24 protein-coding genes and 6 pseudogenes are annotated in these 25,315 nt (G+C 67.0%); 21 read left to right on the top strand and 9 right to left on the bottom strand.

What is annotated here, in order from left to right:
- Position 1: 1 nt before the first annotated feature.
- Together SB786_RS22720 and SB786_RS22715 are read right to left on the bottom strand one after the other, a co-directional pair.
- Positions 2 to 1,174: a porin gene (locus SB786_RS22720; protein ID WP_410729493.1), complete on the bottom strand. Its 1,173-nt coding sequence runs from the start codon at positions 1,172 to 1,174 to the stop codon at positions 2 to 4.
- Positions 1,175 to 1,441: 267 nt separating this feature from the next.
- A pseudogene (locus SB786_RS22715) lies at positions 1,442 to 1,486 on the bottom strand (hypothetical protein); the annotation flags it as partial.
- Between the two features lie 141 nt (positions 1,487 to 1,627).
- Between SB786_RS22715 and SB786_RS22710 the strand changes: the two are divergent.
- Positions 1,628 to 1,966: pseudogene (locus SB786_RS22710) on the top strand (LrgB family protein); the annotation flags it as partial.
- A 244-nt stretch (positions 1,967 to 2,210) separates the two neighbouring features.
- A complete protein-coding gene (locus tag SB786_RS22705; RefSeq protein WP_410729443.1) occupies positions 2,211 to 2,528 on the top strand; it encodes a hypothetical protein in 318 nt (105 codons plus the stop codon).
- A 134-nt stretch (positions 2,529 to 2,662) separates the two neighbouring features.
- Here the strand turns inward: SB786_RS22705 and wrbA are convergent, their stop codons facing one another.
- Together wrbA and SB786_RS22695 are read right to left on the bottom strand one after the other, a co-directional pair.
- Entirely contained in the window at positions 2,663 to 3,265 is a 603-nt protein-coding gene (gene wrbA, locus SB786_RS22700) for an NAD(P)H:quinone oxidoreductase (RefSeq protein WP_410729442.1), read from the bottom strand.
- A gap of 66 nt (positions 3,266 to 3,331) precedes the next feature.
- Positions 3,332 to 4,057, bottom strand: coding sequence for a pirin family protein (locus tag SB786_RS22695; protein ID WP_410729440.1), 726 nt, complete (start codon positions 4,055 to 4,057; stop codon positions 3,332 to 3,334).
- Positions 4,058 to 4,184: 127 nt separating this feature from the next.
- Here SB786_RS22695 and SB786_RS22690 point away from each other — a divergent pair, with 127 nt between their 5' ends.
- The 11 genes and pseudogenes from SB786_RS22690 to SB786_RS22640 all read left to right on the top strand — a co-directional run.
- A complete protein-coding gene (locus SB786_RS22690) occupies positions 4,185 to 5,069 on the top strand; it encodes a LysR substrate-binding domain-containing protein (protein WP_410729439.1) in 885 nt (294 codons plus the stop codon).
- Positions 5,070 to 5,270: 201 nt separating this feature from the next.
- Positions 5,271 to 6,293: a lysozyme inhibitor LprI family protein gene (locus SB786_RS22685; RefSeq protein WP_410729492.1), complete on the top strand. Its 1,023-nt coding sequence runs from the start codon at positions 5,271 to 5,273 to the stop codon at positions 6,291 to 6,293.
- Between the two features lie 233 nt (positions 6,294 to 6,526).
- Positions 6,527 to 6,985: an MEKHLA domain-containing protein gene (locus SB786_RS22680; protein WP_410729438.1), complete on the top strand. Its 459-nt coding sequence runs from the start codon at positions 6,527 to 6,529 to the stop codon at positions 6,983 to 6,985.
- A gap of 427 nt (positions 6,986 to 7,412) precedes the next feature.
- Positions 7,413 to 7,826: a DoxX family protein gene (locus SB786_RS22675; protein ID WP_410729437.1), complete on the top strand. Its 414-nt coding sequence runs from the start codon at positions 7,413 to 7,415 to the stop codon at positions 7,824 to 7,826.
- A gap of 161 nt (positions 7,827 to 7,987) precedes the next feature.
- A complete protein-coding gene (locus SB786_RS22670) occupies positions 7,988 to 8,932 on the top strand; it encodes a dTDP-4-dehydrorhamnose reductase family protein (protein WP_410729436.1) in 945 nt (314 codons plus the stop codon).
- A gap of 432 nt (positions 8,933 to 9,364) precedes the next feature.
- A complete protein-coding gene (locus tag SB786_RS22665; RefSeq protein ID WP_410729435.1) occupies positions 9,365 to 10,714 on the top strand; it encodes a reverse transcriptase family protein in 1,350 nt (449 codons plus the stop codon).
- A 351-nt stretch (positions 10,715 to 11,065) separates the two neighbouring features.
- On the top strand, positions 11,066 to 11,395 hold the full coding sequence (locus tag SB786_RS22660; protein ID WP_410729434.1) for an H-NS family nucleoid-associated regulatory protein: 330 nt from the start codon (positions 11,066 to 11,068) through the stop codon (positions 11,393 to 11,395).
- Positions 11,396 to 11,654: 259 nt separating this feature from the next.
- Entirely contained in the window at positions 11,655 to 12,902 is a 1,248-nt protein-coding gene (locus SB786_RS22655; protein WP_410729433.1) for an MFS transporter, read from the top strand.
- 19 nt (positions 12,903 to 12,921) lie between these two features.
- Positions 12,922 to 13,119, top strand: a pseudogene (locus SB786_RS22650) (acetoacetate decarboxylase); the annotation flags it as partial.
- Between the two features lie 32 nt (positions 13,120 to 13,151).
- A complete protein-coding gene (locus SB786_RS22645) occupies positions 13,152 to 14,411 on the top strand; it encodes a saccharopine dehydrogenase family protein (protein WP_410729432.1) in 1,260 nt (419 codons plus the stop codon).
- A 19-nt stretch (positions 14,412 to 14,430) separates the two neighbouring features.
- A pseudogene (locus SB786_RS22640) lies at positions 14,431 to 14,651 on the top strand (aspartate aminotransferase family protein); the annotation flags it as partial.
- A gap of 48 nt (positions 14,652 to 14,699) precedes the next feature.
- Here the strand turns inward: SB786_RS22640 and SB786_RS22635 are convergent.
- Positions 14,700 to 14,828, bottom strand: a pseudogene (locus SB786_RS22635) (aldehyde dehydrogenase family protein); the annotation flags it as partial.
- A gap of 141 nt (positions 14,829 to 14,969) precedes the next feature.
- Between SB786_RS22635 and SB786_RS22630 the strand changes: the two are divergent.
- Complete coding sequence (locus tag SB786_RS22630; protein ID WP_410729431.1) at positions 14,970 to 16,157, top strand: YncE family protein; 1,188 nt, start codon at positions 14,970 to 14,972, stop codon at positions 16,155 to 16,157.
- A gap of 130 nt (positions 16,158 to 16,287) precedes the next feature.
- On the opposite strand, the gene SB786_RS22625 is transcribed toward SB786_RS22630, so the two are convergent.
- Positions 16,288 to 16,422, bottom strand: a complete 135-nt coding sequence (locus SB786_RS22625; RefSeq protein WP_410729430.1) for a hypothetical protein — start codon at positions 16,420 to 16,422, stop codon at positions 16,288 to 16,290.
- Positions 16,423 to 16,788: 366 nt separating this feature from the next.
- Here SB786_RS22625 and SB786_RS22620 point away from each other — a divergent pair, with 366 nt between their 5' ends.
- The 3 genes from SB786_RS22620 (at position 16,789) to ampC (ending at position 19,516) form a co-directional block, all read left to right on the top strand.
- On the top strand, positions 16,789 to 17,244 hold the full coding sequence (locus tag SB786_RS22620; RefSeq protein WP_410729491.1) for a hypothetical protein: 456 nt from the start codon (positions 16,789 to 16,791) through the stop codon (positions 17,242 to 17,244).
- Positions 17,245 to 17,348: 104 nt separating this feature from the next.
- Positions 17,349 to 18,161: an alpha/beta fold hydrolase gene (locus SB786_RS22615; RefSeq protein WP_410729429.1), complete on the top strand. Its 813-nt coding sequence runs from the start codon at positions 17,349 to 17,351 to the stop codon at positions 18,159 to 18,161.
- A gap of 185 nt (positions 18,162 to 18,346) precedes the next feature.
- The gene (gene ampC / locus SB786_RS22610) at positions 18,347 to 19,516 is read left to right on the top strand and encodes a class C beta-lactamase (RefSeq protein WP_410729428.1); all 1,170 of its coding nucleotides are present in this window, start codon (positions 18,347 to 18,349) and stop codon (positions 19,514 to 19,516) included.
- Positions 19,517 to 19,540: 24 nt separating this feature from the next.
- Here the strand turns inward: ampC and SB786_RS22605 are convergent, their stop codons facing one another.
- On the bottom strand, positions 19,541 to 19,699 hold the full coding sequence (locus tag SB786_RS22605; protein ID WP_410729497.1) for a hypothetical protein: 159 nt from the start codon (positions 19,697 to 19,699) through the stop codon (positions 19,541 to 19,543).
- Here SB786_RS22605 and SB786_RS22600 point away from each other — a divergent pair.
- A pseudogene (locus SB786_RS22600) lies at positions 19,677 to 19,921 on the top strand (TetR/AcrR family transcriptional regulator); the annotation flags it as partial. The gene SB786_RS22605 and the pseudogene SB786_RS22600 sit on opposite strands and share 23 nt — an antisense overlap.
- A 256-nt stretch (positions 19,922 to 20,177) precedes the next feature.
- The gene (locus SB786_RS22595) at positions 20,178 to 20,432 is read left to right on the top strand and encodes a hypothetical protein (RefSeq protein WP_410729427.1); all 255 of its coding nucleotides are present in this window, start codon (positions 20,178 to 20,180) and stop codon (positions 20,430 to 20,432) included.
- Between the two features lie 290 nt (positions 20,433 to 20,722).
- Here SB786_RS22595 and SB786_RS22590 read toward each other — a convergent pair whose 3' ends face one another.
- Complete coding sequence (locus tag SB786_RS22590; RefSeq protein WP_410729425.1) at positions 20,723 to 21,664, bottom strand: dihydrodipicolinate synthase family protein; 942 nt, start codon at positions 21,662 to 21,664, stop codon at positions 20,723 to 20,725.
- Positions 21,665 to 22,254: 590 nt separating this feature from the next.
- On the opposite strand from SB786_RS22590, the gene abaF reads away from it, so the two are divergent.
- Positions 22,255 to 23,634: a fosfomycin efflux MFS transporter AbaF gene (gene abaF, locus SB786_RS22585; protein WP_410729423.1), complete on the top strand. Its 1,380-nt coding sequence runs from the start codon at positions 22,255 to 22,257 to the stop codon at positions 23,632 to 23,634.
- 108 nt (positions 23,635 to 23,742) lie between these two features.
- On the opposite strand, the gene SB786_RS22580 is transcribed toward abaF, so the two are convergent.
- Positions 23,743 to 24,180 (bottom strand): winged helix-turn-helix transcriptional regulator, encoded by a 438-nt coding sequence (locus SB786_RS22580; RefSeq protein ID WP_410729422.1) that lies wholly within the window; start codon positions 24,178 to 24,180, stop codon positions 23,743 to 23,745.
- A 206-nt stretch (positions 24,181 to 24,386) separates the two neighbouring features.
- Here SB786_RS22580 and SB786_RS22575 point away from each other — a divergent pair, with 206 nt between their 5' ends.
- Complete coding sequence (locus SB786_RS22575) at positions 24,387 to 25,259, top strand: NmrA family NAD(P)-binding protein (protein WP_410729420.1); 873 nt, start codon at positions 24,387 to 24,389, stop codon at positions 25,257 to 25,259.
- Positions 25,260 to 25,315 lie beyond the last annotated feature (56 nt).

Genomic DNA, 25,315 nt, shown 5'->3' with positions numbered 1-25,315 from the left:
GTCAGAACTTGTGGCGGATGCCGACGATCGCGAGTTCCTGCGTATCGGTGCCGGAGTTCACGCCATACGAGCCGACCGATGCCGCGGCTTTCACGATCGCGCCGCTCGCGTTCAGCGTATTGCCGCTCGCCTTCTGATAGCCGAACAGCGCATACAGGTCGGTGCGCTTCGACAGTGCGTAGTCCGCGCCGAGGTTCACCTGGTTGTAGTGCGCGGAGGCCGGGCCCGTCAGCGACGTGTAGTTGTAGCCGACACCCGCGCGCAGCGCCGGCGAGAACTGCCAGTTGAAGAACGCCGAGCCGTTGTTGAACTTCGCGTTCTGCGTGAAGGCCGACAGCGTGTCCGCGCCGTACTGCGTGTTCGAATACGCGAGGCCGAAGGTCGCCGGGCCGGCCACGTACTGGCCGGCCACGCGCACGATCTGGATCGACTTCGCGCTCGAGAAGCCCTGGTTGATCACGGTGTTGAACAGCGTGTCCGAACTGCTCGACCACGTGCGCACGCCGCTCGCGACCGTCGAACCGCCGTTCGCGAAGAAGTAGCCGGCGCCGAGCGACAGCGGGCCGTTCGCGTAGCTCAGGCCGAAGCTGTACGTGCGGCCGCTGCCGGTCGCGCCCGCGACGCCGCCGAAGCCGTACAGCGCGGCGAACTGGAAGCCGGAGATCAACGGGCTCGTGTATTTCACCGAGTTGCTGACGCGCAGGCTGTTGTCGTAGTTGTCGAGGTCGCCCGGCGTCGCGAACACGCCGCCGAAGTAGTTGTCCTCGGTGAGGCCCTGCACGAGATCGACGACCGGATCGTACTGGCGGCCGAGCGTCACGGTGCCGTAGGTGCTGTTCGCGAGGCCGACGACGGCCTTGCGGCCGAATTCGCGCTGGCCCTGGCCGAGCGCGCCGGTGCCGAGGTTGAAGCCGTTCTCGAGCTGGAACAGCGCGGACAGCCCGCCACCGAGATCCTCGATGCCGCGCAGGCCCCAGCGGCTGCCGGACAGGTTGCCGCTGCTGAACCTGACGAGGTTCGACGCATTGCTGCCGTTCGCGTCGCGCACGTTGTGCACGTACGCGATGCCCGCATCGGCGATGCCGTACAGCGTGACGCTGCTTTGCGCGTGCGCGCCGGCGGCATGGAGCGAGGCCGGCAGGGCGAGCAGCGCGAATGACCGGATTCGTTTCATGATTGGATTCCCCCGTTGGTCGATAGGTCTGACGAGTCGGTGAACGATACGGACCGCGCATCGTCGAGGGAACCAATAAATTTTCGGATCGTTATGAGGGGGGCGGCGTATCGCCGTATCGTTGCGTGCGCAACCGGACGGCGGCGCGCTCGCCGGGCCTTCCCGCAGCGTGCCGACGCGATGCATTCCTGAGCACGAGCGCCATCGCTGCCGGCGTGAATCGACGCTGAGTTTCGCGAATGCACGCTTCGCATAGGTGTCGACGGTGGACGTCTTGAGCCCCATCGACGGTGCGACCGCCGCCGACGTCATGCCCTGGATGAACGATGCGCACGCATGCATCTCGCGCGCGGTCAGCCGTTCCTGCAGTTCCGTAAGCCATTGCGCGACGAGGTCGAGATCGAATTCGTCGCGCGGCCCCTTCGTCCGCGCAGACAGCGCCGTCGCGGCGCGTCGATCGCATCGCTCGCGCCGAAATCCGCGACCACGCCGATCGCGATGGCCGTCGCGCAGGCGATCGGCGGGATTCCGTCGCTGACCGCGGTGCTGGTGATCTCGACCGGGATTTTCGGCGTCGTGTGCGCACGCGGGATCCTGAACGCGCTGCGTATCGAGGAGCCGGCCGTGCGCGGTTTCGCGCTCGGCGTCGCGTCGCACGGGATCGGCACCGCACGCGCGTTCCAGGTCAGCGAGGAAGCCGGCGCGTTCGCCGGGCTCGGGATGGGGCTGAACGGCGTGCTGACCGCGTTCGTCGTGCCGATCCTGCTGCCGGTGCTGTCGCGCTGGATCTGAGCGGCGGCGCGCGCCGGCCGCGCGTGAGGCTATCGGTTTCCCTGATGGCCGCGTGCGCCGCGCCGGCCGGCCGGGCGCCTGCCGCGCACGTATCGCTGCCGTTATCAGGAAAATTCAGGAACCGGCACGGACATTCGTGCGGCGATCGGCTAACGTTGCATCGGCGCCGTCGTCGCATGCCGACACCCGTCGCGTGCGTGCCGGCGTTCGACCCACATCCAACAATCGACAAGGAGAACCGGCGATGACGAAGTTTCGCGTGGTTTCGGTGGCAGTGGCAGTAACGGCGTCGTTCGGTCTGCTGTTGACCGCGGCGCCGGCGGCATACGCGCAGGATCCGGCGTCCGCGCCGACGCAGAAGCAGCTCGACAAGGCGCAGAAGAAGGCCGCCCGCAAGGCAGCCCGCGCGCGCCACGCGAAGGACCTGAACGCGATCGGCACGGGCAGCGGCTACCGGCTGACCAACGACCAGAGCAACTACCCGCAGAACGCGGTCGAAAAGGCGCCCGCGACGAAGGCGGCGCCGGCTGCCGCTCCTGCCGCGCCGGCATCGGGCCAGTAAGGGCCGGGGTTCACGGCCGGCGTTCGCGCAATGACGAACGGCGCCGGTTCAACCGGCGCCGTTGGTTCGTGTGCGTCCCGCGCAGGCGGCACGCGCCGTGGTCCCGGGCTTGGCCGGGGCCGGCGGCGCCCGCGTTACGACGCGAGCTTCGTGGCCAGTTCCGCGACGTGCTTGCCCTGGTAGCGCGCGATGTCGAGCTCGTTCGCGCTCGGCTGACGGCTGCCGTCGGCGCCCGCGAGCGTGGTGGCGCCATACGGCGTGCCGCCCGTGATCTCGCTCATGTTGACGAGCCCGCTGCATGCGTAGGGTACGCCCACGATCACCATCCCCTGGTGCAGCAGCGTCGTGTGGAACGACGTGATGGTCGTTTCCTGGCCGCCGTGCTGCGTGCCGGTCGACGCGAACACGCTGCCGATCTTGCCGACGAGCGCGCCCTTCATCCACAGGCCGCCGGTCTGGTCGAGGAACGTGCGCATCTGGCCGGCCATGTTGCCGAAGCGGGTCGGCGTGCCGAAGATGATCGCGTCGTAGTCCGGGAGCTCGTCCACGGTTGCGACGGGCGCGGCCTGGTCGACCTTCACGCCGATCGCCTTCGCCTGGTCGGCGGGGATGGTTTCCGGCACGCGCTTGAGCGTGACCTCGACGCCGGGCACCGATTTCGCGCCTTCCGCGACGTGCTGCGCCATCGTTTCGACGTGCCCGTAGGACGAGTAGTAAAGAACGAGTACCTTGGCCATGATGCGAATCTCCGATTGATAAGGTAAGGCCCCGCGCTCAGCGGGGCCTGGTTTTCCGAACGGGCGTCACGCCCACTCGGCCGTCACTTCGACCGGACGCAGGTCGAATACCAGCACCTCGGCGTCCTTGCCGTCGGCGAACGTGAGCGCCTGTTCGCCGCGGATGCGTGCGCCGTCACCTTCGCCGAGCGTCACGCCGTTGACCGTCACGCTGCCGCGTGCGACATGCACGTAGGCGAAGCGGCCCGGTGCCAGTTCGAGCGTGGCGCGCTCGTCGCCGTCGAACAGGCCCGCGTAGATCCGCGTGTCCTGGCGGATCTTCAGCGAACCGCCGTTACCGTCGGGCGACACGATCGGCGTGAGCCTGCCGCGCTTGTCGGCTGCCGCGACATTCGTCTGCTGATATCGCGGCTCGGCACCCTTCTCGGACGGTCCGACCCAGATCTGCAGGAAGTGGACGGGCGTCTCGTGCGAGTGATTGAACTCGCTGTGACGCACGCCGGTACCCGCGCTCATCAACTGGACGTCGCCCGGCACGATCACCGACCCGGTGCCCATCGAATCCTTGTGCTCCAGCGCACCGTCGAGCACGTACGACAGGATTTCCATGTCGCGGTGCGGGTGCGTGCCGAAGCCGCGGCCCGGTGCGACGCGGTCGTCATTGATCACCAGCAGGTCGGAGAAGCCGACTTGCTTCGGATCGTAGTAGTTCGCGAACGAAAACGTGTGACGGGAGCTGAGCCAGCCATGTTCGGCTTGGCCACGTTGGTTTGCTGCACGAGTCTCGATCATGATTTTGTCCTGGTTGTCGCCGGACCTCGAAAGTGGGCCCGGCCGTTCGTTGAGATGAATCTTAGGTCAATCGATTTGACAAATAAATGGTTGTAGAGATAATGACTGTCACTTTCAGGTGGACAATATGGAACTCAACGACCTCAGGATCTTCGTCTCGACCGTCGATGCGGGCAGCTTCACGGCGGCGGCCGATCAACTGATGCTGTCCAAGCAGTTCGTGAGCCGGCGCACGATGGCGCTGGAGGCGTCGCTGGGCGTGCGCCTCCTGCATCGCAATACGCGCAATCTCGCCGTCACGGAATCGGGGCAGGAGTTCTATGCACGCGCGCAGCGCATCCTGGCCGAGGTCGCCGACGCCGAGCAGGCGATGTCGGTGCGCAGCACCGAACTGCATGGCTCGCTGAAGATCAGCGCGCCGCTGTCGTTCGGGATCACGCACGTGTCGCCGCTGATCGCGGAGTTCCTGTCCGCGCATCCGGCCGTGCGGCTGAACCTCGATCTCACCGACCGGCGCGTCGATCTCATCGGCGAGGGCTTCGACCTCGTGCTGCGGATCGGCGCGCTCGAGGATTCGACGCTGATCGCGCGCCCGCTCGGTGCGTGGAAGATGATCGCGTGCGCGAGCCCCGCTTACCTGAAGCGGCAGGGCACGCCCGAAACGCCGGCCGATCTCGCCGCGCACACGTGCCTGATGTACGGTCGCGAGCGGCGGGTCGGCTGGGAATTCCGGATCGACGGTGCGGCGCGCACGTTCGACGTGCAGGGGCCGCTCGTCGCGAACAACGGCGAGGTCGTGCGCGATGCGGCGATCGCGGGGCTCGGCATCGCGCTGCTGCCGCATTTCATCGTCGGCGCGGCGCTCGACAGCGGCGCGCTCGTGCCGGTGCTCGACGCGTACGCGCCGTCGCCGATCACGCTGAACGCGGTGTTCCCGCAGCATCGGGAAGGGTTCGTCACGCTGCGCACGTTCATCGGATTTCTGGCGGAGCGGCTGGGTGTGCGGAGGTAGAGGGCGCGGGCGCGATTGATCGGCGGCGCGCATTCGCGTTAGGCTTCGACGGGGCCGACGGTCCGCAGTGGATGCCGGGCCGGGCGTTTTTACCTCGAATCGCAGCGAGTACGTAGCTTCTACTCACTGCGATCCACGACGAGTCCAATGACAATGAAGAATCGATCGAATGCTCGCGCCGGCGAGCGAGGGCAAACCGTGATGCATGGCCGGCATGCGCGGCGCGCGAACCTGCGATCCGCGATGATATTGGCAGTACTGACGATAGCGCCGATGGCCGCGCACGCGGCCGGCTTCGACTGCACGAAAGCCGCTTCGCCGACCGAGAAGGCGATCTGCGCGGATCCCGGGCTGTCGTCGCTCGACGGCCAACTGGCCGCGGCATGGAAGAAGGCGCTCGCGAAAGCGGGCGATACGGCCGCGCTGAAGGCTGCGCAACTGCAATGGCTCAAGCAGCGCGACCGCTGCGGCACCGACGTGTCGTGCGTCGGCGACCGCTATCGCGAGCGGCTCGCGAGCCTGAACGGCGCGCCGCTCGCAGCCGACCGCTGGCAGCAGACGTGGTATCGCGACAGCGACAACCCGTCGTTCGGCAGCGTACTGACGTTCACCGGCACCGCGCCGCGCCTTCACTTCGAACTGAGCGGCAACAACGGTGCGAATACCGGCGGACTCAGCGGCGATATCGGGCTGCACGGCGACCGCGGCACGTTTCGCCAGGATCGATGCCGGCTCGATTTCAGCCGCAAGGGTGGACGCATGCAGGTCGCGCAGCAGGGCAGCGATGCCGATTGCGGCGCCGGTGCCGGCGTGACGTATTCGGGCGACTACGTGACGATATCGGCGCACGCGAGTCCGCCGGCGGATCTCGTGACCCTGAAGGTGCTGACCGACGCTCGGCAGAACGCGGTCGCGCACAAGCTGCTCGGCGCCGACTATCAGACGCTCGTCGACATGATCAACACCAGCGCGAACGAGAAGGATCTCGACGGCCTGAACGCCAGCGCGACGTCGTACTGGGTGCGCGGCATCGCGACGACGAACGCCGCGATCGTGATGCATCGGGGCACCGATCTGTGGATCGGACTGCTCGTGTTCGATGCGCATGACAAGGTGCGGATGCGCTACTACTCGAACGTGCCGGCGTGGAAAAAGACCGTCCCGCAGACCATTCGCGCGTGGCACGACAATCTCGACAAGACGCTTCCGATCGACCTGATGTAATTCGGCGGGACGGCGGGCCGATATGCGCGTCCGCTGTCTGTTGGTAAATTGAATCGGGCGGGAGATTTTGCGTCAGTTTTTGTTTTTTTATGGTTTTCTTGTCCATTCGGTTTTTCCGAGTACCGGCAGCGGTCATCCTGACCGGACGACGGTGGATGGTCGGCGGCAATATGACGGTGCGTCCGAAATCGTCATACTGTTACGCTCGAAATCCATCTCCGGAGCTTTCCGCAATGTCAGCGCGCATCGACGTTCACTTCTTCCGCATCCTGGCGGACAGCTACCACCGACTGCTCGACAAGTCGCTCGTTCCTGCCGGGATGGGCACGTCGGAAGCCGCGACATGGCTGTACGAGGAAGCGCCTTTCGGGATTCTCGCTCACGATGTAGCGGTGGATCCCGTGTTCGTCTACGGCAACAAGCGCGCGCAGGCCATTTTCGGATATGACTGGGATGAATTGACCGCACTGCCTTCACGGTTCTCGGCGGAGCCGATGGAGCGAAGTGAACGCCAGTCGTTTCTCGAGAAAGTCGCGCGAGACGGCTTCGTATCGGGATATCGCGGGATACGTATCACCAAGTCGGGCACACGCTTCTGGATCGATCACGCGACGGTGTGGCAACTTACCGACCCGGCCGGGAATCACTGCGGTCAGGCAGCGATGATCCCGGAGGTGCGCGCCATTGGGTAGTTTCCGCGACGCCGACGCGAGTCCCGAACCTTGGGCGAGTGTGACGCCTTGATCGACATCGTGGGCTTCCACGTGGGACACGGCCTTTCGCATGAACGTGACCGAGCAAGCTCAAGATAGGCCTCGTTTGCGATGCCCCCTCGACGCATGTGACGCGTTTGTTACGTGACAATTGTCCACTCCATCGAGACAACGAATCTTATTTTGATGGATTGATGATTTTCGGTGGGACAGTAGACTGCACCCGTGCTTCGCCAGAACCGATCCACAGCGTGCCAGGAAGGCACGACCGGACGGATTCCTCGGCAGCGGGCCGACCGGCCAGCGGTTCGATCGTGCGAGGCGGGTTCGTTGTCGATCCGTGGGTTCGCCGTTGCGGCGGACGTCGGCGCCGAATGCGTCAAACCATCCATTCAAGGTGATTGCTATGCGTTACGTTTCGCTGGAGTCGAAGAAGGACGAGCTGCTGCTGGCGGCTCGCGTGCTGATGATGATCCTGTTCGTGCTGTTCGGCTGGCAGAAGCTGAACGGCTTCTCGGGCACGGTCGCGTACATGGCGTCGACGGGGGCGCCGTCGCCCGAGCTGTCGGCCGTGATCGCGGTGGCGGTCGAGCTGGTCGGCGGCGCGCTGATCGCGGTCGGGTTCTATACGCGTCCGCTGGCGCTGTTGTTCGCGGTCTATACGCTCGCGACCGCGTTGATCGGGCATCGCTACTGGGCACTGCAGGGCATGGACCAGTACCTCGCGATGATCAACTTCTACAAGAACATCAGCATCATCGGCGGCCTGCTGTTGCTCGCGGTCAGCGGGCCGGGACGGTATTCGTTCGACCGGAAGTAAGCGGGCGCGAGACTTCGCGCCGCACGACGGGCCCGGTGCGCGCAATCGCGCACCGGGCCTTGTTTCATCATGCGCACGTCGTCGACGTGCGAGCGAAATCGACATCGATGCCGGTTCTCGTATAGATTGAGGCCCCTCATCCCCTTTCGTCGTTGGCTACCGTGTCGCATCCGACCATCCTTCTCATCGGTGCGTCCGGCCTGCTCGGCCGTGCGGTTGCCGCTTCGCTTTCCCGCGAGTCGTCGCTGACGCAGGTCGCCACCATCCGGAACCCGGACACCGCAGGCGCGCGCCGTCTCGCGTTGCCGCCGGACAACGTCGCGCGGCTCGACGTCCTCGATCAGCCGGCGCTCGAACACCTCTTCGACACCCGACGACCGGCCGCCGTGATCATCTGCGCCGCCGAGCGGCGCCCGGACGTCTGCGAACGCGACCCCGCGGCCGCACGCGCGATCAACGTCGACGCGCCGGCCCGCATCGGCGCACTCGCCGCGCGCTACGGCGCGTGGACGCTCGGCATTTCCACCGACTACGTGTTCGATGGCACGGCCGCGCCGTACCGCGAAGACGCCGCGCCGAACCCGTTGAACATCTACGGCCGCACCAAGCTGGAAGGCGAGGCCGCGTTGCTCGCCGCGTCGCCGCTTGCCTGCGTGCTGCGCCTGCCGTTGCTCTACGGCCCGATCGTCGACTGGCGCGAGTCGGCCGTCACGAGCCTCGTGCCGGCAATCGTCGCGTCCGCACGACCGGGCGCGGACGCGGTCGGCATGGACGCGTGGGCGATCCGCTATCCGACCTACACGCCCGACGTCGCGGCGGTCATCCGCGACCTGACGCTGCGCCATCTCGCGGGTTCGAGCGTCACCGGCATCCGACATTGGTCGGGCCAAGAACCGATGACGAAGTACGACATCGCGCAGCGGATCGCGGCCGCGCTCGGCATCGACGCAGCGCTCGCGCGGATCGACACGCCGGCCGATGCGACGCCGCGTCCGTACGATTGCCATCTGGATGCGGCGCGTGTGCGCGCACTCGGGATCGCGCATGCGACGCCGTTCGCGACCGGGCTGCAAACCGTGTTGCGCGACGCGCCGCCGCTGCCGTAGGTACGATGCGTCAGGCATCGCCGATGCGCTGACGCATTCGAACAACGCACGAGAGCACGAGAGCAGGAGCGGGCTCATGCCGACACGTCTGCGTTTCGGACTCGATCGCGCACCCGACCTGCGCGATGACGCTGAACGACCTGGCCGGCATCGGCGTGTCGCCGATACCGTTCGGCGAGCTTTTCGCGCGACGGGCACGAGCGCCGCGCGGCCCGCCATTTGACACCCCGCGCGCCCGGCTATTAAAGTGCGTCGCGGGGCGGTGGGTCAAGCACACCCCCGGAACAGGCAGCCGATGTTCCAGGACCACGGGGCTACCCCGTGGATGAAACCGACACCCCGATGCGTCGCAAGAGCGCAGGTTGCGCGTTGCGCAACGACGGCTCTCGCAGCACCTGTCACGTTGACTCATCGTCCCGCCCATTCCTTGCCATGCACGCGTCCCGGTTTGATACAGCCCGAACGATTGCCGAAGCGATGCTGGCCGGCCCGCCGGAAAGCGGCGGCATGCTCGAGCGCGTCGCAACCGTGCTCGGCGCCGCGCCGTCGTGGTCGCATGACGTCGTGGATCATGCGATCGCGCAGTTCGGGACGCACTGGGCCGACGTCGATACCGATCTGCTCGCCAGCGCGCTGGCCGATACGTCGGCGTTCATGATCGCGTGGTACGGCCATGATCGGCCGGTGGTGATGCGCGTCGTGCGCCGGCCGCCGGTGCAGCGGCCGTTGCCGGCGCGGCTCGCCGGCGCCGACGTGCCGCAATGGCCGACGTGCGGCGACCTGGCACGCTGGCTCGGCGTGAGTGCGCCCGAACTCGACTGGCTGTCCGAGCGCTGGCGCGTCGACGCACGCGGCAGCGACTCGCCGCTGCATCACTACACGTACGCCGGCTACGACAAGCGTCGCGGCGGCTGCCGCCTGATCGAGATCCCGAAGGGCCGGCTGCGCGAAGCGCAGCGCCGCATCCTGCACGGGCTGCTCGATCGCATCCCGCCGCACGACGCCGCGCACGGCTTTCGCAAGGAGCGCGGGATCGTGTCGTTCGCGGCGCCGCATGCGGATCGCGATGTCGTCGTCCGTTTCGATCTCGCGGATTTCTTCGTGTCGGTGCGCGCCGCGCGGGTTCATGCGTTGTTCATCACGCTCGGCTATCCGGCGGAAGTCGCGCGCACGCTGACCGCGCTGTGCACCAACCGCGTGCCGTCGGCACGGCTGCTCGCGCCCGACCTGCGCGACCGGTTCGACTGGACCGGCCGCCAGCGCTACCGCAACCGCCACCTGCCGCAGGGCGCGCCGACCTCGCCGGCGCTGGCGAACCTGTGCGCGTTCCGCCTCGACATGCGGCTCGCCGCGCTCGCGCGTTCGCTCGACGCGACCTACACGCGCTATGCGGACGATCTCGCGTTCTCGGGCGGCGGCACCCTTGCCCGCGAGGCCGGGCGGCTGCAGGCGCGGGTCGCCGCGATCGCACTCGAGGAAGGCCTCGCGCTGCAGCCGCGCAAGACGCGCGTGATGCGGCGCGGCGTGCGGCAGCAATTGGCCGGCGTGGTCGTCAATCGTCATCCGAACCTGGCGCGCGACGAGTTCGATGTCCTGAAGGCCATCCTGACCAACTGCATCCGCCACGGACCGGCGTCGCAGAATCGTGCCGCGCACCCGGATTTCCGCGCATACCTGGCCGGACGCGTCGCCCATGCACGCGCGCTGAACGCCGCGCGCGGCGCGAAGCTGCATGCGCTGTTCGCACGGATCGCGTGGGACGGATGCTGCTTCGGCGCGTAAATCGCCGCGCGGGCCGGCGAAGCCCGGGGTGCGCCGGCCCGCAAAAGTCCTCAAACACGAGGGATGTGCACTGCTATCATTCGCGCCATGCCGCGCCCGTGCAACGGGGCGGCGCCCGGTGACGAGGCGGTCGCCACCGACGGCGCGCCGCGTGGTCGAACGCGACGCGCCCCGTGTTGCGTGCCGATGCCATGCGGCTTTCGACGATGGCGTTGCCTGCGGCATACTGCGAAAGCCTTGCAGGTCCGGCCGAACGATTCACACTTCGCAACACAGATTGGCGGAACTTCGTGATAGGTTCGGCCATCGGAGGTTTTTTTGAATAAAAACATACCCAAAGAGGATGAATACATGACCCAGGCCCTGCGGGAACTCGAAGCACAACTTCGGGACCTGAACATCAAGTTGTCGGACGCCAAGCAGAAGGAGAAGCAAGCCGCACTCGCGGCATTCAAGGAGCAGGTCGAGTTGTTGGGCATCACGCAGCAGGAAGTGCTGAGCGCCCTCGGCTACATCGTCCAGCGAAAACGCAAGGCGCCTGCCAAGTATTACGATCCGACGACCGGCCGCTCGTGGTCGGGCCGCGGCCCGCGACCCAAATGGCTCGAAGGCAAGGATCTCGACACGCTGCTGGTCGACCGCGATGCCCGAACCTGGTGGCCCGGGGACGACCAGGGCTGATGCCGCACCGGCACCGCCGAGGTGCCGTTCGACCCGTGCCGGCGGCGACGCCGGCCGCGCAACACCCGTTTCATCCCGTTTCTTCGGTGTCCCGCCTGATTGCGGGATCGCCGGCGCCAATATCTTTCAAATTCTTTACCGCCGCTGCCCGTTCCCGGAAGCGGGCGCGCGCGGCGCTTTCTGCGTGCGCACGTACGCCGGCCCGCCTTGCCCGGGAACAGGCTTTAGAATGTCGCCCGGACATTTCCGGCTGGACACCATGGCGGCAAACATGAAATCTTCGGCGCTCGGCGATCCGGCGGCGCCGCGCGCGGAGCAGGTCGGGTCGTACGCATGGAAGGCGCTGGCCGGCTCGGCGATCGGCTACGCGATGGACGGCTTCGACCTGCTGATCCTCGGCTTCATGCTGCCCGCGATCACGGCGGCGCTGCAGCTCACGCCCGGGCAGGGCGGCGCGCTCGTCACGTGGACGCTGATCGGCGCCGTCGCGGGCGGCATTCTGTTCGGTGCCCTGAGCGACCGCTACGGCCGCGTGCGGGTGCTGACGTGGACGATCATGCTGTTCGCGGTCTTCACCGGCCTGTGCGCGTTCGCGCAAGGCTTCCGCGATCTGCTCGTCTACCGGACCATCGCGGGCATCGGCCTTGGCGGCGAGTTCGGGATCGGCATGGCGCTCGCGGCCGAAGCGTGGCCGGCGAGCAAGCGGGCGCGCGTGTCGTGCTATGTCGCGCTCGGCTGGCAGGCCGGCGTGCTGCTGGCCGCGCTGCTGACGCCGCTGCTGCTGCTCCATATCGGTTGGCGCGGGATGTTCGTGGTCGGCGTGCTGCCCGCGCTGCTCGCGTGGGTGCTGCGCAACCGGCTGCACGAGCCGGAAGTCTTCGTTCAGCGCGCGACGCAACCGCGCACGAATGCGTTCCGGATGCTCGTCGCCGACGCCCGCACCGCGCGCACGAGTCTCGGCATCGTGATCCTGTGCTCGGTCCAGAACTTCGGCTACTACGGGATCATGATCTGGCTGCCGACCTTCCTGTCGAAACAGATGGGCTTCTCGCTGACGAAGTCGGGGCTGTGGACGGCCGCGACCGTCGTCGGGATGATGATCGGCGTCTGGACGTTCGGGCAACTCGCCGATCGGTTCGGCCGCAAGCCGACGTTCCTGCTGTACCAGCTCGGTTCGGTCGTGACGGTCGTCGCGTATGCGCGGCTGTCGGACCCGACGGCGATGTTGTGGGCCGGCGCGTTGATGGGGATGTTCGTCAACGGGATGGCCGGCGGCTACGGGACGCTGATGTCCGAGGGCTATCCGACCGCCGCGCGCGCGACCGCGCAGAACGTGCTGTGGAATATCGGCCGCGCGGTCGGCGGCTTCGGGCCGGTGGCGGTCGGCGCGCTGGCCGCGCGCTACTCGTTCCAGACGGCGATCGCGCTGCTCGCCGGCCTCTACGTGCTCGACATGGTCGCGACGCTGTTCCTGATCCCCGAACTCAAGGGCGTCGAACTCGAATGACGATGCGCGGTGCCTGCGGCGCACGGTCATCGTATCGTTCGCGCAGCGCGTGTTGCCGCGCGGCGTCGAGCTGGTGCGGCATGGCGGCCCGCTGCGCCAACTGTTCGACGGGCTGGGCGTATTCACCATCGTGCGGTTCGACGTGGTCAAGGATGCGCAGCTCGTGCTGAACCTGCCGACGCCATTGAAGGTGTTCGATGAGCCCGGCTGCCGTTAGCCAACAGCCAACCCCTTTCGGAGGAAGCGTCGATGACCCAGCCGACCCATGATCTCGATCTCGTCGTATTCGGCGCCACCAGCTTCGTCGGGCAGATCCTGACGCGCTACCTGTCCGAACACCTGTCGGGCAGCGGCGAAACGCTGCGCTGGGCGATTGCCGGCCGCTCCGAAGCGAAGCTCCGGCACGTCAGGGAGACACTCTGCGCCGCTTGGCAGACGCTGCCGGTCATCGTCGCCGATGCGGTCGACGACACGCAATTGCAGGTGTTGTGCGCGCGCACGCGCGTCGTCGTGTCGACCGTCGGTCCGTACGCGCTGTATGGCGAACCGCTGGTCCGGATCTGCGCGCAAACCGGTACGGACTACTGCGATCTCACCGGCGAGACGCAGTGGATCAAGCGGATGATCGAACGGTACGAGCAGACAGCCCGGCAATCGGGTGCGCGCATCGTGCATTGCTGCGGTTTCGATTCGGTGCCGTCGGATATCGGCGTGCTGTTCCTGCAGCAGCACGCACGGCGGCAGTGGGGCGTGCCTGCCACGCAGGTGAAGATGCGCGTGAAGACGCTGAAGGGCGGCGCGTCGGGCGGAACGGTCGCGAGCGTGATCAACGTCGTGCGCGAAGCCGCGGCCGATCCGGCGTTGCGCCGCGAACTGCTCGATCCGTATGCGCTGTGCCCGACGGATCATCGTTTCACGGTGCGGCAGCACGCGGTGCGGTCGGCGGAATTCGATCGCGACGGCGGCACGTGGATCGCGCCGTTCGTGATGGCGGCCGTCAACGAGCGTGTCGTGCATCGCTCGAACGCCCTCGCCGGCGACGCATACGGCACCCGGTTCGCCTATGACGAGGCGGTCATCACGGGCACGGGCCTGAAGGGCCGCCTCGCCGCGCTGACGATGGTGGCCGGCCTCGGCGCGTTCATGGCGGGCGTGCTCATCCCGCCGGTGCGCGGCCTGATGGAGCGCTTCCTGTTGCCGAAGCCCGGCGAGGGGCCGAGCGTCGCGGCGCAACTGGCCGGCCGCTACGATCTGCGCTTCTTCGGGCGCGCCGACGACGGGCGGACGCTGCGCGTGAAAGTCGCCGGCGATCGCGATCCCGGTTACGGCTCGACCGGCAAGATGCTCGGCCAGGCCGCGCTCAGCCTCGCGCTGGATTGCACCCGCGACGGCGCGAAGACCGGGCGCGGCGGCGGCTTCTGGACGCCCGCGACGATGTTCGACGCGCGCTTCGTCGAACGTCTCGAGCGGCATGCCGGGGTGCGTTTCGAACTGCTACCGGATGCGTGAGCCGCGCGCGCGTCGGACGCGCGGCGGGGCGGCCGGCATCGGCGCGCAGGCCTTCGTGTCGACGCTGCTCGCGCCCGAGATTTTCGAAGCGGGGCGGTTGTGCCGCGCGGGCGTCGACCATGAAAGCACGCCGATCGTGCAGTTCTCGCCGCCGCTCATGATGTCGCGCGACGAGATCGTCTGGTTCGTCGCGAGATCCGCGACATCGTCGCCGATACCTATGCGCGTGCGACGCGCTGAGCACGGCACGGGCATTCGTTATTCCAGGAGCATTCGATGCGAACCAGGATCGTCCGTCTGCACGTAGGCCGCGAGCCCGTGGACCGAGTCGTTCGCGAGCGCGATTGCCTCGTCCTCGGTCCGGTAGGTCAGGATCGACAGCACCGGCCCGAAGATCTCCTCGCGCGCGATCGTGGCGCGGGTTCGCGCACTCGCTGAACGGCCGCCGCGAGACACCGGTTTCCCGCGCTTTCGTGCATGATGCGATGGCATCGACCCGTCGAGCAGCAGGGTCGTGCGATTCCTTGCGTCCGCAACCGATCCGGAGAACCGTCCGCCATGCATTCGAATCCTTTTCGCCTTCGTCGCGCCCGTCTGCTCGCCGCGCTGACGCTTGCCACCACCGCCGTCGCCGCGCATGCGGCCGACTGGATCGTGTCCGGCAACGACGGCAAGTACCAGCGCGTCGAAGGGCGCGACACCTTTCCCGCATCGCCGCCCGCCGACACGCTGACGCTGCTCGACGCGAGCGTGTTCCCGCCGAAGGTCGCGCTTCAGGTCGACGTCGAGAACGGCATCCAGGGGCCGCCGCAGGCCGTCGCGATCACGCCCGACGCGAAACTCGCGCTGGTCGGCGCGCCGACGCGTTACGACGCGAGCGCGAAGCAACTCGTGTACGACACGTTCCTGCAGGTCATGAATCTCGACGCGTCGCCGGCGGCGATCACGCGCATCGACCTCGGCACGCACCCGCAGGGGATCGCGATCGACCGGTCGGGTCGCGTCGCGCTGGTGGCGAACATCGACGGCAGCGTGTCGATCCTGCGGATCGACGGCACGCAGGTGACGCTCGACGGCAACCTGAAAATCGGCAAGAAGCGGCTCGCCGGGATCAGCTTCACGCACGACGGCAAGCATGCACTCGTGTCGCTGCGCGACGAGCAGGGCGTCGCGGTGCTGAACGTCGACGACGGCAAGGTGACCGACAGCGGCACGCGGTTGAGCACGGGCGTCGCGCCTTACACGATCGACGTGTCGAGCGACAACCGCTGGGCCGTCGTCAGCAACGTCGGCCTAGCGGGGCTGCCGGGCTATACGGGCACGCTCGCGGGCGATGCCGATTCGGTCGCGCTGATCGACGTGTCGCGCACGCCGTTCCGCACGGTCCAGTACCTGAACGTGCCGTCGCTGCCGGAAGGCGTCGCGATCTCGCCGAACGGGAAGTGGATTGCGGTGCAGGCGATGGACGGCTCGAACCTCACGCCCGACAACCCGGGCCGCCACAAGCTCGGCAAGGTCGTGCTGTTCGAGATCCGCAACGGCCGTGCGGTGCAGACGAGTGAAGTGCCGGGCGGCGAAGCCGCGCAGGGCATCGTATTCACCGCCGACAGCCGGCACGTGATCGTGCAGTTCAACGTCGAGCGGCAGCTCGCGCTGTATGCGGTGGAAGGCGGCCAACTGCGCGATACGGGCAAGCGCATCGCGCTGTCGGGCGGGCCGTCATCGTTGCGGACGTTGCCGCGCTGACGTGCGGCGCGGGTGAGCCGGCCGCGGTTTCGCCGTCGGCGATGCGGATGGGGCAGGCTGGGGTGCGATGAGGGTGTGCGGCGCCGGTGCTCGTGACGGGCCGGCCGCGCCTGCAATGAACCCGCGCTCGTTACGGACGCAGCAGATCGAACCCGCCGAACACGATCACGCCGCTGAGCGCAATCATCGCGACCGAATGCTGGCCGAAATAGAGAATCGCGGCCGCGAGCCACGTGGTCAGGCAGAAGGCGCCGATGCGGGCCATCGTGAATTCCTCGAAATGCGTGATGAAGGGGGCGCGCGCCGAAGTCGTCGTGTCGCTTCGGGCGCGGGGCTCGCGCAGCGACGGCGCCGGACGGCGTCGCGTGTCGCGCCCGATCGGGCGGGCGCCGGTGCGGGGTAGCCCGCAGCCTTGCCGAAAGCAGCCGGCGATTTTACCAGCGTGGACGGCCGGTCATTCTGGCCCCTTCGCGACCATCGGCAGCCGGACCACGACATGGCGCGCGACATCGGCTGCGCGGCCGCGTCGAAGGCGGGACTAAAGTTTCGTCCAACGAATACCGTAAACCGGTTGCAAGGTTTTCCCTGTTCAACCGACCCGAGTCGCACACACTCATTACGGACCGACACGATGCAGATCGATCTCTCTTCCGCCACGCAGACCCCGCTTACCACCGGCAACCCAGCCGCCAACCCCTCCGGCACGGGCGCCGCGGCGACGGCCACGGCGGCTGCGTCGTCGCCCACAGGCGGTGCAACGAAGACGTCGGCGAGCGGCGCCGCGCCGTCCGCCGACGCGGGCGAGACGCTGGGCGCGTCGGGATCGGCGGCTGACGATCCCGCGGTCACGCAGCTGAAACAGCTCATCGAGCGCTTGCAGAAACAACTCGCGCAACTGCAGCAGCAAATGGTGGCCGCGGCACAGCGCGCGAAGGATGACCCGGCCGCCGCGGTCGAGCAGCAGACGCTGAGCGCGGAAGCGAGCACGATCTCGGCCGCGCTGTCGACGGCGATCGCGCAGCTCGCGCAGGCCATCCAGAAGTCGGGCGGCTCGACGTCCGGCGGCCTGGTATCGACGCAGGCCTGACGGCACGGCGCCGCGCCGCCCAGCACAGCACGCCGACGCGTCGCGGCACGTCACTCCGCGCATTACAATCGCAAGCTCGTCTCCCTCGACAGGACGGCAGAACGATGACTGCGGAATTCGCCGATGACGACCTCGTCCGCTTCGACGCGCAAGGCGGCACGCCGCTGCCCGCGGCCGATACCGAAGGATGGCTGGACCACGACGGCGCGCGTATCTGGCACGCGTCGTTCGGCCACGGCCCGCCGGTCGTGCTGCTGCACGGCGGCCTCGGCCACGGCGGCAACTGGGGCAACCAGGTGCCGGCGCTGCTCGCGGCCGGCTACCGCGCGATCGTGATCGACAGCCGCGGCCATGGACGCAGCACGCGCGACGAGCACCCCTATTCGTACGAACGCATGGCCTCGGACGTGCTCGCGGTACTCGATGCGCTGCACATCGGCCGCGCGCGCTTCGTCGGCTGGAGCGATGGCGCATGCGTGTCGCTCGTGCTGGCCGCCCGCGCGCCGCAGCGCGCGGCGGGCGTGTTCTTCTTCGCGTGCAACATGGATCCGGGCGGCACGAAGGAGATGGTGCCGAGCCCGCTGATCGACCGCTGCTTCGCGCGGCACCGCAAGGATTACGCGCGACTGTCCGCGACGCCCGACCAGTTCGACGCGTTCGTCGCGGCAGTCAGCGAAATGATGCGCACGCAACCGGATTACAGCGCGGCCGACCTCGCGGCGATCGCGGTGCCGGTCGCTATCGTGCAGGGCGAGCACGACGAGTTCATCCGTCCGGAACATGCGGCATATCTCGCGCGCACGATTCCGGGCGCGACGCTGACGATCCTGCCCGGCGTGAGCCACTTCGCGCCGCTGCAGCGGCCGGCGCGCTTCAACGCCGCGATGCTGGCCTTTCTCGACCGTTTGCCTGACTGACATCGGCATGGCCGGTGCATGCGTTGCATAAGATTTTCTTTAGGCTCACGCAAAATATCATCGATTGTTGGACGGCGGCGGGCGGCGGATAGTCCTGCTTCGACCGGCCGGCTGCAGCAGTCTGCGCGCGGCGCGGCCGGACCTGTTGTTCACACAACCATCAGAAAATCGAAGGAACCGCAACCATGCGATTCAACGCGATACGCATCGCCGCGACGCTGTTCGTCGCCGCGTGCGCCGCCGTCACGGCCGGCCGCGCGGCCGCCGCCATGCCCGACGAGATTCACGACACCGTGACCCGCAACGTCGCGCCGCTGATGAAGCAGTTCGCCGTTCCCGGCATGGCGATCGGCATCGTCGCCGACGGCAAGCCCTACGTGTTCGACTACGGCGTGATGTCGACGCAGACCGGCAAGCCGGTGACCGGCGACACGTTGTTCGAGATCGGCTCCGTCAGCAAGACGTTGACCGGGACGCTCGCGTCCGATGCGCAGGAGGGCGGCGAGCTGTCGCTGTCGGATCCGGTGGCCAAGTACCTTCCCGCGCTGCAGGGCAAGCCGTTCGGCGGCGTGACGTTGCTCGAGCTCGGCACCTACACGCCGGGCGGGATGCCGCTGCAGGTGCCCGACAACATCCGCGACGACGCGGCCCTGATGCGCTATCTTGATGCGTGGCGGCCCGCGTACGCGCCGGGCACGCGCCGCACGTATTCGAACGTCGCGCTCGGGATGCTCGGGCAACTCACCGCGAAGGCGATGAACCGCGACTTCGCGGCATTGATGGAACAGCGGCTGTTCCCCGCGCTCGGGATGACGCATACCTATATCAACGTGCCCGCCGCACGCCGGGGCGACTATGCGCAGGGCTATACGCAGGACGGCAAGCCGATCCGGATGACGGGCGGCATGCTGGGGCAGCCGGCGTACGGCGTGAAGACCACGGCGGCCGACCTGTTGCGCTTCGTGCAGGCGAACATGGGGCTCGTCGAAACGGCGCCGCGTCTGCAGCGCGCGCTCGAGCGCACGCACACCGGCTATTTCCGTGCGGGGCCGTTCACGCAGGACCTGATCTGGGAACAGTATCCGTATCCGGTTGCGCTGCCGACGCTGCTCGAAGGCAACGGGCCGCCGATGCTCCACGACGCGACGCCCGCGACCGCACTCAAGCCGCCGCTCGCGCCGCGCCCGGACACGTGGATCAACAAGACCGGCTCGACCAACGGCTTCAGCACCTATGTCGCGTTCGTCCCCGCGAAGCGGATCGCGATCGTGATGCTCGCGAACCGCAACTTTCCGATCGAGGATCGTGTGAAAGCCGCGTACCGGATCGTCGAGTCGCTGAACGGCAAGCCGTAACCTGCGTCGTGCGCGCGCCGTCGCTCAGGCGAGCGCGGCGTCCGCCGCCGTGGACGCGGGCACGGCGTGCGCGCCGGCCGACGACGCGCCGCCGGCCAGGCGCCGATAGCGCGCGAGCGCCCACAGCGGGAAGTACGCGGTATAGCCGTGATACAGGAGACGCGCGCGCTCGTCGGTGCCCATGCGCGAGTGGACGCGGCCGGACCCGGTGCCGCTCGAGCAGGCGGCGACGCTGTGATCTGCCGGCTGGCCGCCGACGGGCTGTGGATCTTGGAGCTGCTCGACAGCGTGGAGATTTCGGCCGAGTTGCGCGCGGAGATCGTCCGGCAGTTGGACCGGATGAGCGCGGGCGAGCCGCCGGCGGGCGCGGGCAAGCATCCGAACGCGCGCGGTCGGCGGGGCTGAACACGTTCAGCGGCCGAATGTCGCGACGAGTTCGGCGATCCCGCCTGACGTTCGTCTTCGCCATGGAGGTGGCACGGGCTGCGCCGCGCGATATAGATCCGACGATATGAAGAGAACCGTCGCGCGTATCGGCGATTTCCTGACACACGACGCGCGTACCGTGACGGGAAACGACGACGTGTCGAGCGAAAAGCCCATGCGGCGACTCGCCGATGACGACAGGCCGGATGCCGTGTTGCGGGGGAGTGGCAATCACATGCTGACAAGAGACTATGTGGAGCGCGAGCTCTCTCATATCGAGAGAATGGTCGCGCTGCTGGAAAGCGATGCGGATACCGGCGCTGCGGCGATGCCGTACGCGATGCGCGTGAGTCGTCCGGGTTACTGGCGCGCACGCATCGAGGTGCTGCTCGCGATACCCGGCATGCCGCGCCACGTGATGAACCTCGGCAACGTGCTGCTCGCGAAGATCGACGGGATGGAGTCGCGGCGGGGGACGGAGAAGCCCTGACCGGGCCGGCGCGCGCAGCGCATGTCGTGATGGGACTGGGGCTGGCGCTTCGGCGATGTGTTCAGCCTGATTGCGGTGCCGGCGCGCGCCGTGGCCGGTGCGTTGTATGCGATCGGCCCTTGCAGAACGGAGATCACGGAACACGAGCGCGCGAGCGGGGCGGCCGTGCAGCGACACTGATTCGGCAGGCGCCTGTCGCGTGTGCGCGGATAAAGAAAAAGCCACGGATCGCACCGTGGCTTTTGCCTTTCTCACGCAGGCGGCCGTGTCACGGCCGCGTATCGCACGGCTTAGGCGATGGTCTTCGACCAGTTCGCGTACCAGTTGCGGAACAGCGTGTACTGCGCTTCCGCGTAGTTGCGTTGCGCGTCGCTCAGTGCATCGGTTTCGTTGAAGTGCAGCGTGTATTCCTTGTCGCCGTTCAGCACCATCAGATGCTTGTAGAACAGCACGAGGTCGCAGCCTTCGTCGAACGACGACAGCACGGCCAGCGCGGCTTCCAGTTCCTTCGCACGCACGCGCGCCACGGCATCGCCTTGCGCGGCCTTCTTGCACAGGTCGACCAGTTGCAGCACTTCGCGCGGCAGCGCATTGCCGATGCCGGTGATCGCGCCTGCCGCGCCGCAGTTCACGAAGCCGTGGAACACCTGCGTGTCGACGCCGGCCATCAGCGTCACGCTGTCGTCCTGCGACGTGATGTTCTCGGCTGCATAGCGCATGTCGGCGGCGCCGCCGAATTCCTTGAAGCCGATCAGGTTCGGGTGCTGGCGACGCAATTCGAAGAACAGGTCGGCGCGGGTCGCGAAGCCGTAGTACGGGCTGTTGTAGATCACGGCCGGCAGGTTCGGCGCTGCGTTCAGGATCGCGGCGAAGTGGGCCTTCTGTGCGGCCGGCGACGCGCCGCGCGACAGCACGCGCGGGATCACCATCAGGCCGTGCGCGCCGACCTTCGCGGCATGCGCGGCGTGCGACACGGCTTCCTTCGAGTTCACCGCGCCGGTGCCGACGATCGTCGGCACGCCGGCTTCGACCAGACGCGCGACGCCTTCCTGGCGCTGCGCTTCGGTCAGCAGCGGCCAGTCGCCCATCGAGCCGCAGTACACCACCGCGCGCATGCCGAGTGCCACCAGCTCCTTGCCCTTCTTTACCAGCGCGTCGAAATCCGGCTGACGATCAGTGGTGCACGGAGTCATCAGGGCCGGAATGGTGCCGGTAAAAATGTTGTCGCTCATCTCGTTTCCTCACATTCAGATAGGGTCAATTGCCACTGCTGGCAACCTGGGCCGTACGCGCGCTCGCCGTCTCGTCGGTGCTTCACGTCACCCGGACGGCGGCTGGCCGCCTCTTGTTTGCCTCGGCGCCGAAACGTTGCCTCCGGTTTCGACCGAGAGTCCGCCATCGACGAGTGCATTCTAGCCAGTCCGAATATTTTATACAATATAAAATAAAAAGGGCTGACACAGGCTGTCGTTTCGAGGTTCCGCGGAAGGTGGAGAACCGCGTCGCGGCGGCCTTCGGCGGGGGATGGCGGGCGCACTGGACCAAGCTGGTCGACGCCGCATTCCGGCTCCGCCTGATGGCGTTGGCAGCCCGACTGGCGCCGCGCAAGCTTATCCCGCCGCACTTTCCTCCGACCAAAAACACCCATCTCGGAGGCTTCCATTCCGGTCGGCGCACCCCGCGCCCGCCGTGTCGCAATTCTGCCGAAGCATTTTTGAGATTGCGTAGATCGCGCATTGGATATTGTATAAAATATTCCAGCGCGCTTGCTCGCGAGCCGCCCCGTCACGGGAAATGGAAGACAACGAGAGGAGATACGGAGATGACAAGTCAACTCGGCGAGGCAGTCTCGCCTGGTAGTGCGGCAACCGTGCAGGACACGGCGTCGAAACGGGAATTGAAGCGGGTCGTCGCGGCGTCGATGGTCGGGTCGGTGGCGGAGTGGTACGAGTTCTTCCTGTATGGAACGGCGTCGGCGCTGGTGTTCGGCACGCACTTCTTCAAGAAGACGGGCAACCCGATCGACGGGCTGCTCGCCGCGTTCGCGCTGTATGCGGTGGGGTTCGCCGCGCGCCCGATCGGCGGGCTGGTGTTCGGCTACTACGGCGACAAGTTCGGCCGCAAGTACCTGCTGCAGGTCAGCCTGATCGTGGTCGGCATCACGACCTTCCTGATGGGCTGCCTGCCGACCTTCGATGCGATCGGCTACTGGGCGCCGGTGCTGCTGGTGTCGCTGCGGCTGATTCAGGGCTTCGCGTTCGGCGGCGAATGGGGCGGCGCGATCCTGCTGGTCAGCGAACACGCCCCCGACAACCGCCGCGGCTACTGGGCCAGCTGGCCGCAAGCCGGCGTGCCGGCCGGCAATCTGGTCGCGACCATCATCCTGCTGGTGCTGTCGAGCTCGCTGTCCGAGGCCGACTTCCTGTCGTGGGGCTGGCGCGCGGCGTTCTGGTTCTCGGCGGTGGTCGTGCTGATCGGCTTCTGGATTCGCCGCAAGGTCGACGATGCGCCGATCTTCAAGGAAGCGCAGGCGCGCCGCGCGCAGAAGCAGGAAAAGCAGCTTGGCGTGGTCCACGTGCTGAAGTACCACTGGCGGCAGGTGCTGATCGGCATCGGCGCGCGATTCGCCGAGAACATCCTGTACTACATGGTCGTCACGTTCTCGCTTACCTATCTGAAGCTGGTCGTCGGCTTCGACACCACGCGGATCCTGAAGCTGATGTTCGCGGCCAACGCGATTCACTTCTTCTTCATTCCGCTGATGGGGCTGCTATCGGACTTCGTCGGCCGCAAGCCCGTGTACCTGACGGGCGCGGTGCTGACCGCCGGCTGGGGTTTCGTCGCGTTCCCGATGATGGACACCGGCAACGACTGGATCATCATGGCCGCGATCGTGCTCGGTCTGTTCATCGAATCGATGACGTACTCGCCGTACTCGGCGCTGATGACCGAGATGTTCCCGACCAACGTGCGCTATACCGCGCTGTCGCTGTGCTACCAGGTCGCGCCGCTGATGGCCGGCTCGCTCGCGCCGCTGATCGGGCTGTCGCTGCTCGAGCGCTATCACTCGTCGACGCCGATCGCGCTGTATCTGGTCGCCGCAGCCGTGATCTCGATCGTGTGCGTGGGCGTCGCGAAGGAAACGCGCGGCAAGTCGCTGCGCGACGTCGATGCGGAGGCGAGCCGGCGCTCGCATGTGTGACGCGGGGGTGATGCGGGCGTGAAATGGGGAGCCACCCGGGAGGGTGGCTTTTTTGTGGGGCATCGCCGGGCTCTGGGAGTGCGGGGAGGAATGGCGGCGTTCGCCCCCTCACTTCGGGCTGAGCATCTCGCGCGGGACATCGCCGGATGCGCCGTCAAAGCGGACGCGCGCGGCATGGATGTCGGGATAACGACGGTCAGTCCAATCGATGAGGGCCGCCATCGGGTCCAACAGCGATTGGCCTAGCGGGGCCAGACGATATTCGACGCTTGGCGGGCTGGTGGGAAAAACATGGCGGGTGATGAGCCCGTCGCGCTCCAGATCGCGGAGTGTCTGGGTAAGCATGCGCTTGGAAATGTCCGGAATGGCTCGGTGAAGCTCACTGAAGCGCTGCGATCGCGTCGCGAGTTCCATGATCATGAGCATGCTCCATTTGTCGCCGATGCGGTCGAGTACGTCGCGAACCGCGCAATGTGCGGGCTGGGTGTCGCTCACTTGACGTTGATATCGGCTGAATCTCTCGATCGCATTCCGGGCGGTGCTCATTCGGGTTCCCTTCAACTCTTCTGGTAACAAAAAAGTGCCTCCTTCCGGCGCGAGGCATAGGTCTCTATGATAGACCTGCCCTCAACCAAAGACCGTTCCTCAGTGGGTTCCGATGTCAAACCCTGTTCCCGGCGACCTTCTGTACCAGTCACCCCCGCCGCAGAAATGTTGCCATTCGAGGGCAATATCAGTTTCAGGAGAAACACATGTTTTTAGTAATGGGAATTACAGGACGCGTAGGTGGCGCAACAGCCCGACATCTGCTGGCGCAAGGCAGGAAAGTGCGGGCGCTGGTCCGCAATCGCGAGAAGGCGACGCATTGGGCGGATCAAGGTGTGGAACTGATCGACGGCGACTGGAATGATGCGGCCGCCGTAGAGAGGGCGCTCGAAGGGGTCGAAGGTGCATTCGTCATGCTGCCGGCTGTCTGGACACCCTCGCCTGAGTTCAGCGAAGCAATGAGCGTGATCGCGAACTATGTCGAGGCGCTGACCAGGGTGGCGCCGCCGCGGGTGGTCGTGCTGTCGTCGATGGGGGCGGACCGAACCAGCGGGCTGGGAATGATCACGGCCCTGTCGCTTCTGGAACAAGGACTGCGCCATCTGACGTTGCCGATCGCCAATGTCAGAGCCGGCGGGTTTTTCGAAAACTTCCTTTACGGCCTGCACGTCGCCCAAGGCGGCACGCTACCCGTCTACTACGACCCGACGAGTCGGAAGTCGACCATGGTCGCGACCGACGATGTCGGTGCCGAGGTGGCGACGCTGCTGACCGGGCCGGCGTGGTCTGGGCATCGCGTCGTCGAGCTTGGCTCGATGGTCAGCGCGGATGAAGTCGCTGCCCAGCTGGGCGAAGTCTTGCAACGCGACGTCAAGGCCCTTGCCATCCCGCGGGCCGGGTGGCCAGCAGCGTTCGAACAGTTCGGTATCCCGAAGGGCCAGACTGGACCGGCCGAAGCGATGTTCGATGCTGTCAACGCGGGCTGGATGGACCTCGGCGTCGCGGGTACGGAGCATGTGGCGGGCACGACGTCCCCTCGCGATGTCTTTGCGGCGGCCCACAAGGCGACTCCGGCATGAACAGCGCAGATCGACCGGCTCGTCGACCAGGCGGCCACACGGGTCCCTCTGCAGCG

Origin of the sequence: Burkholderia sp. SIMBA_062 (assembly GCF_046534765.1) — a bacterium.
Classification (GTDB): Bacteria; Pseudomonadota; Gammaproteobacteria; order Burkholderiales; family Burkholderiaceae; genus Burkholderia; species Burkholderia ambifaria.
The sequence above is the reverse complement of the archived record's forward strand: the minus strand, read 5'-3'. Positions and strand labels throughout refer to the sequence as shown.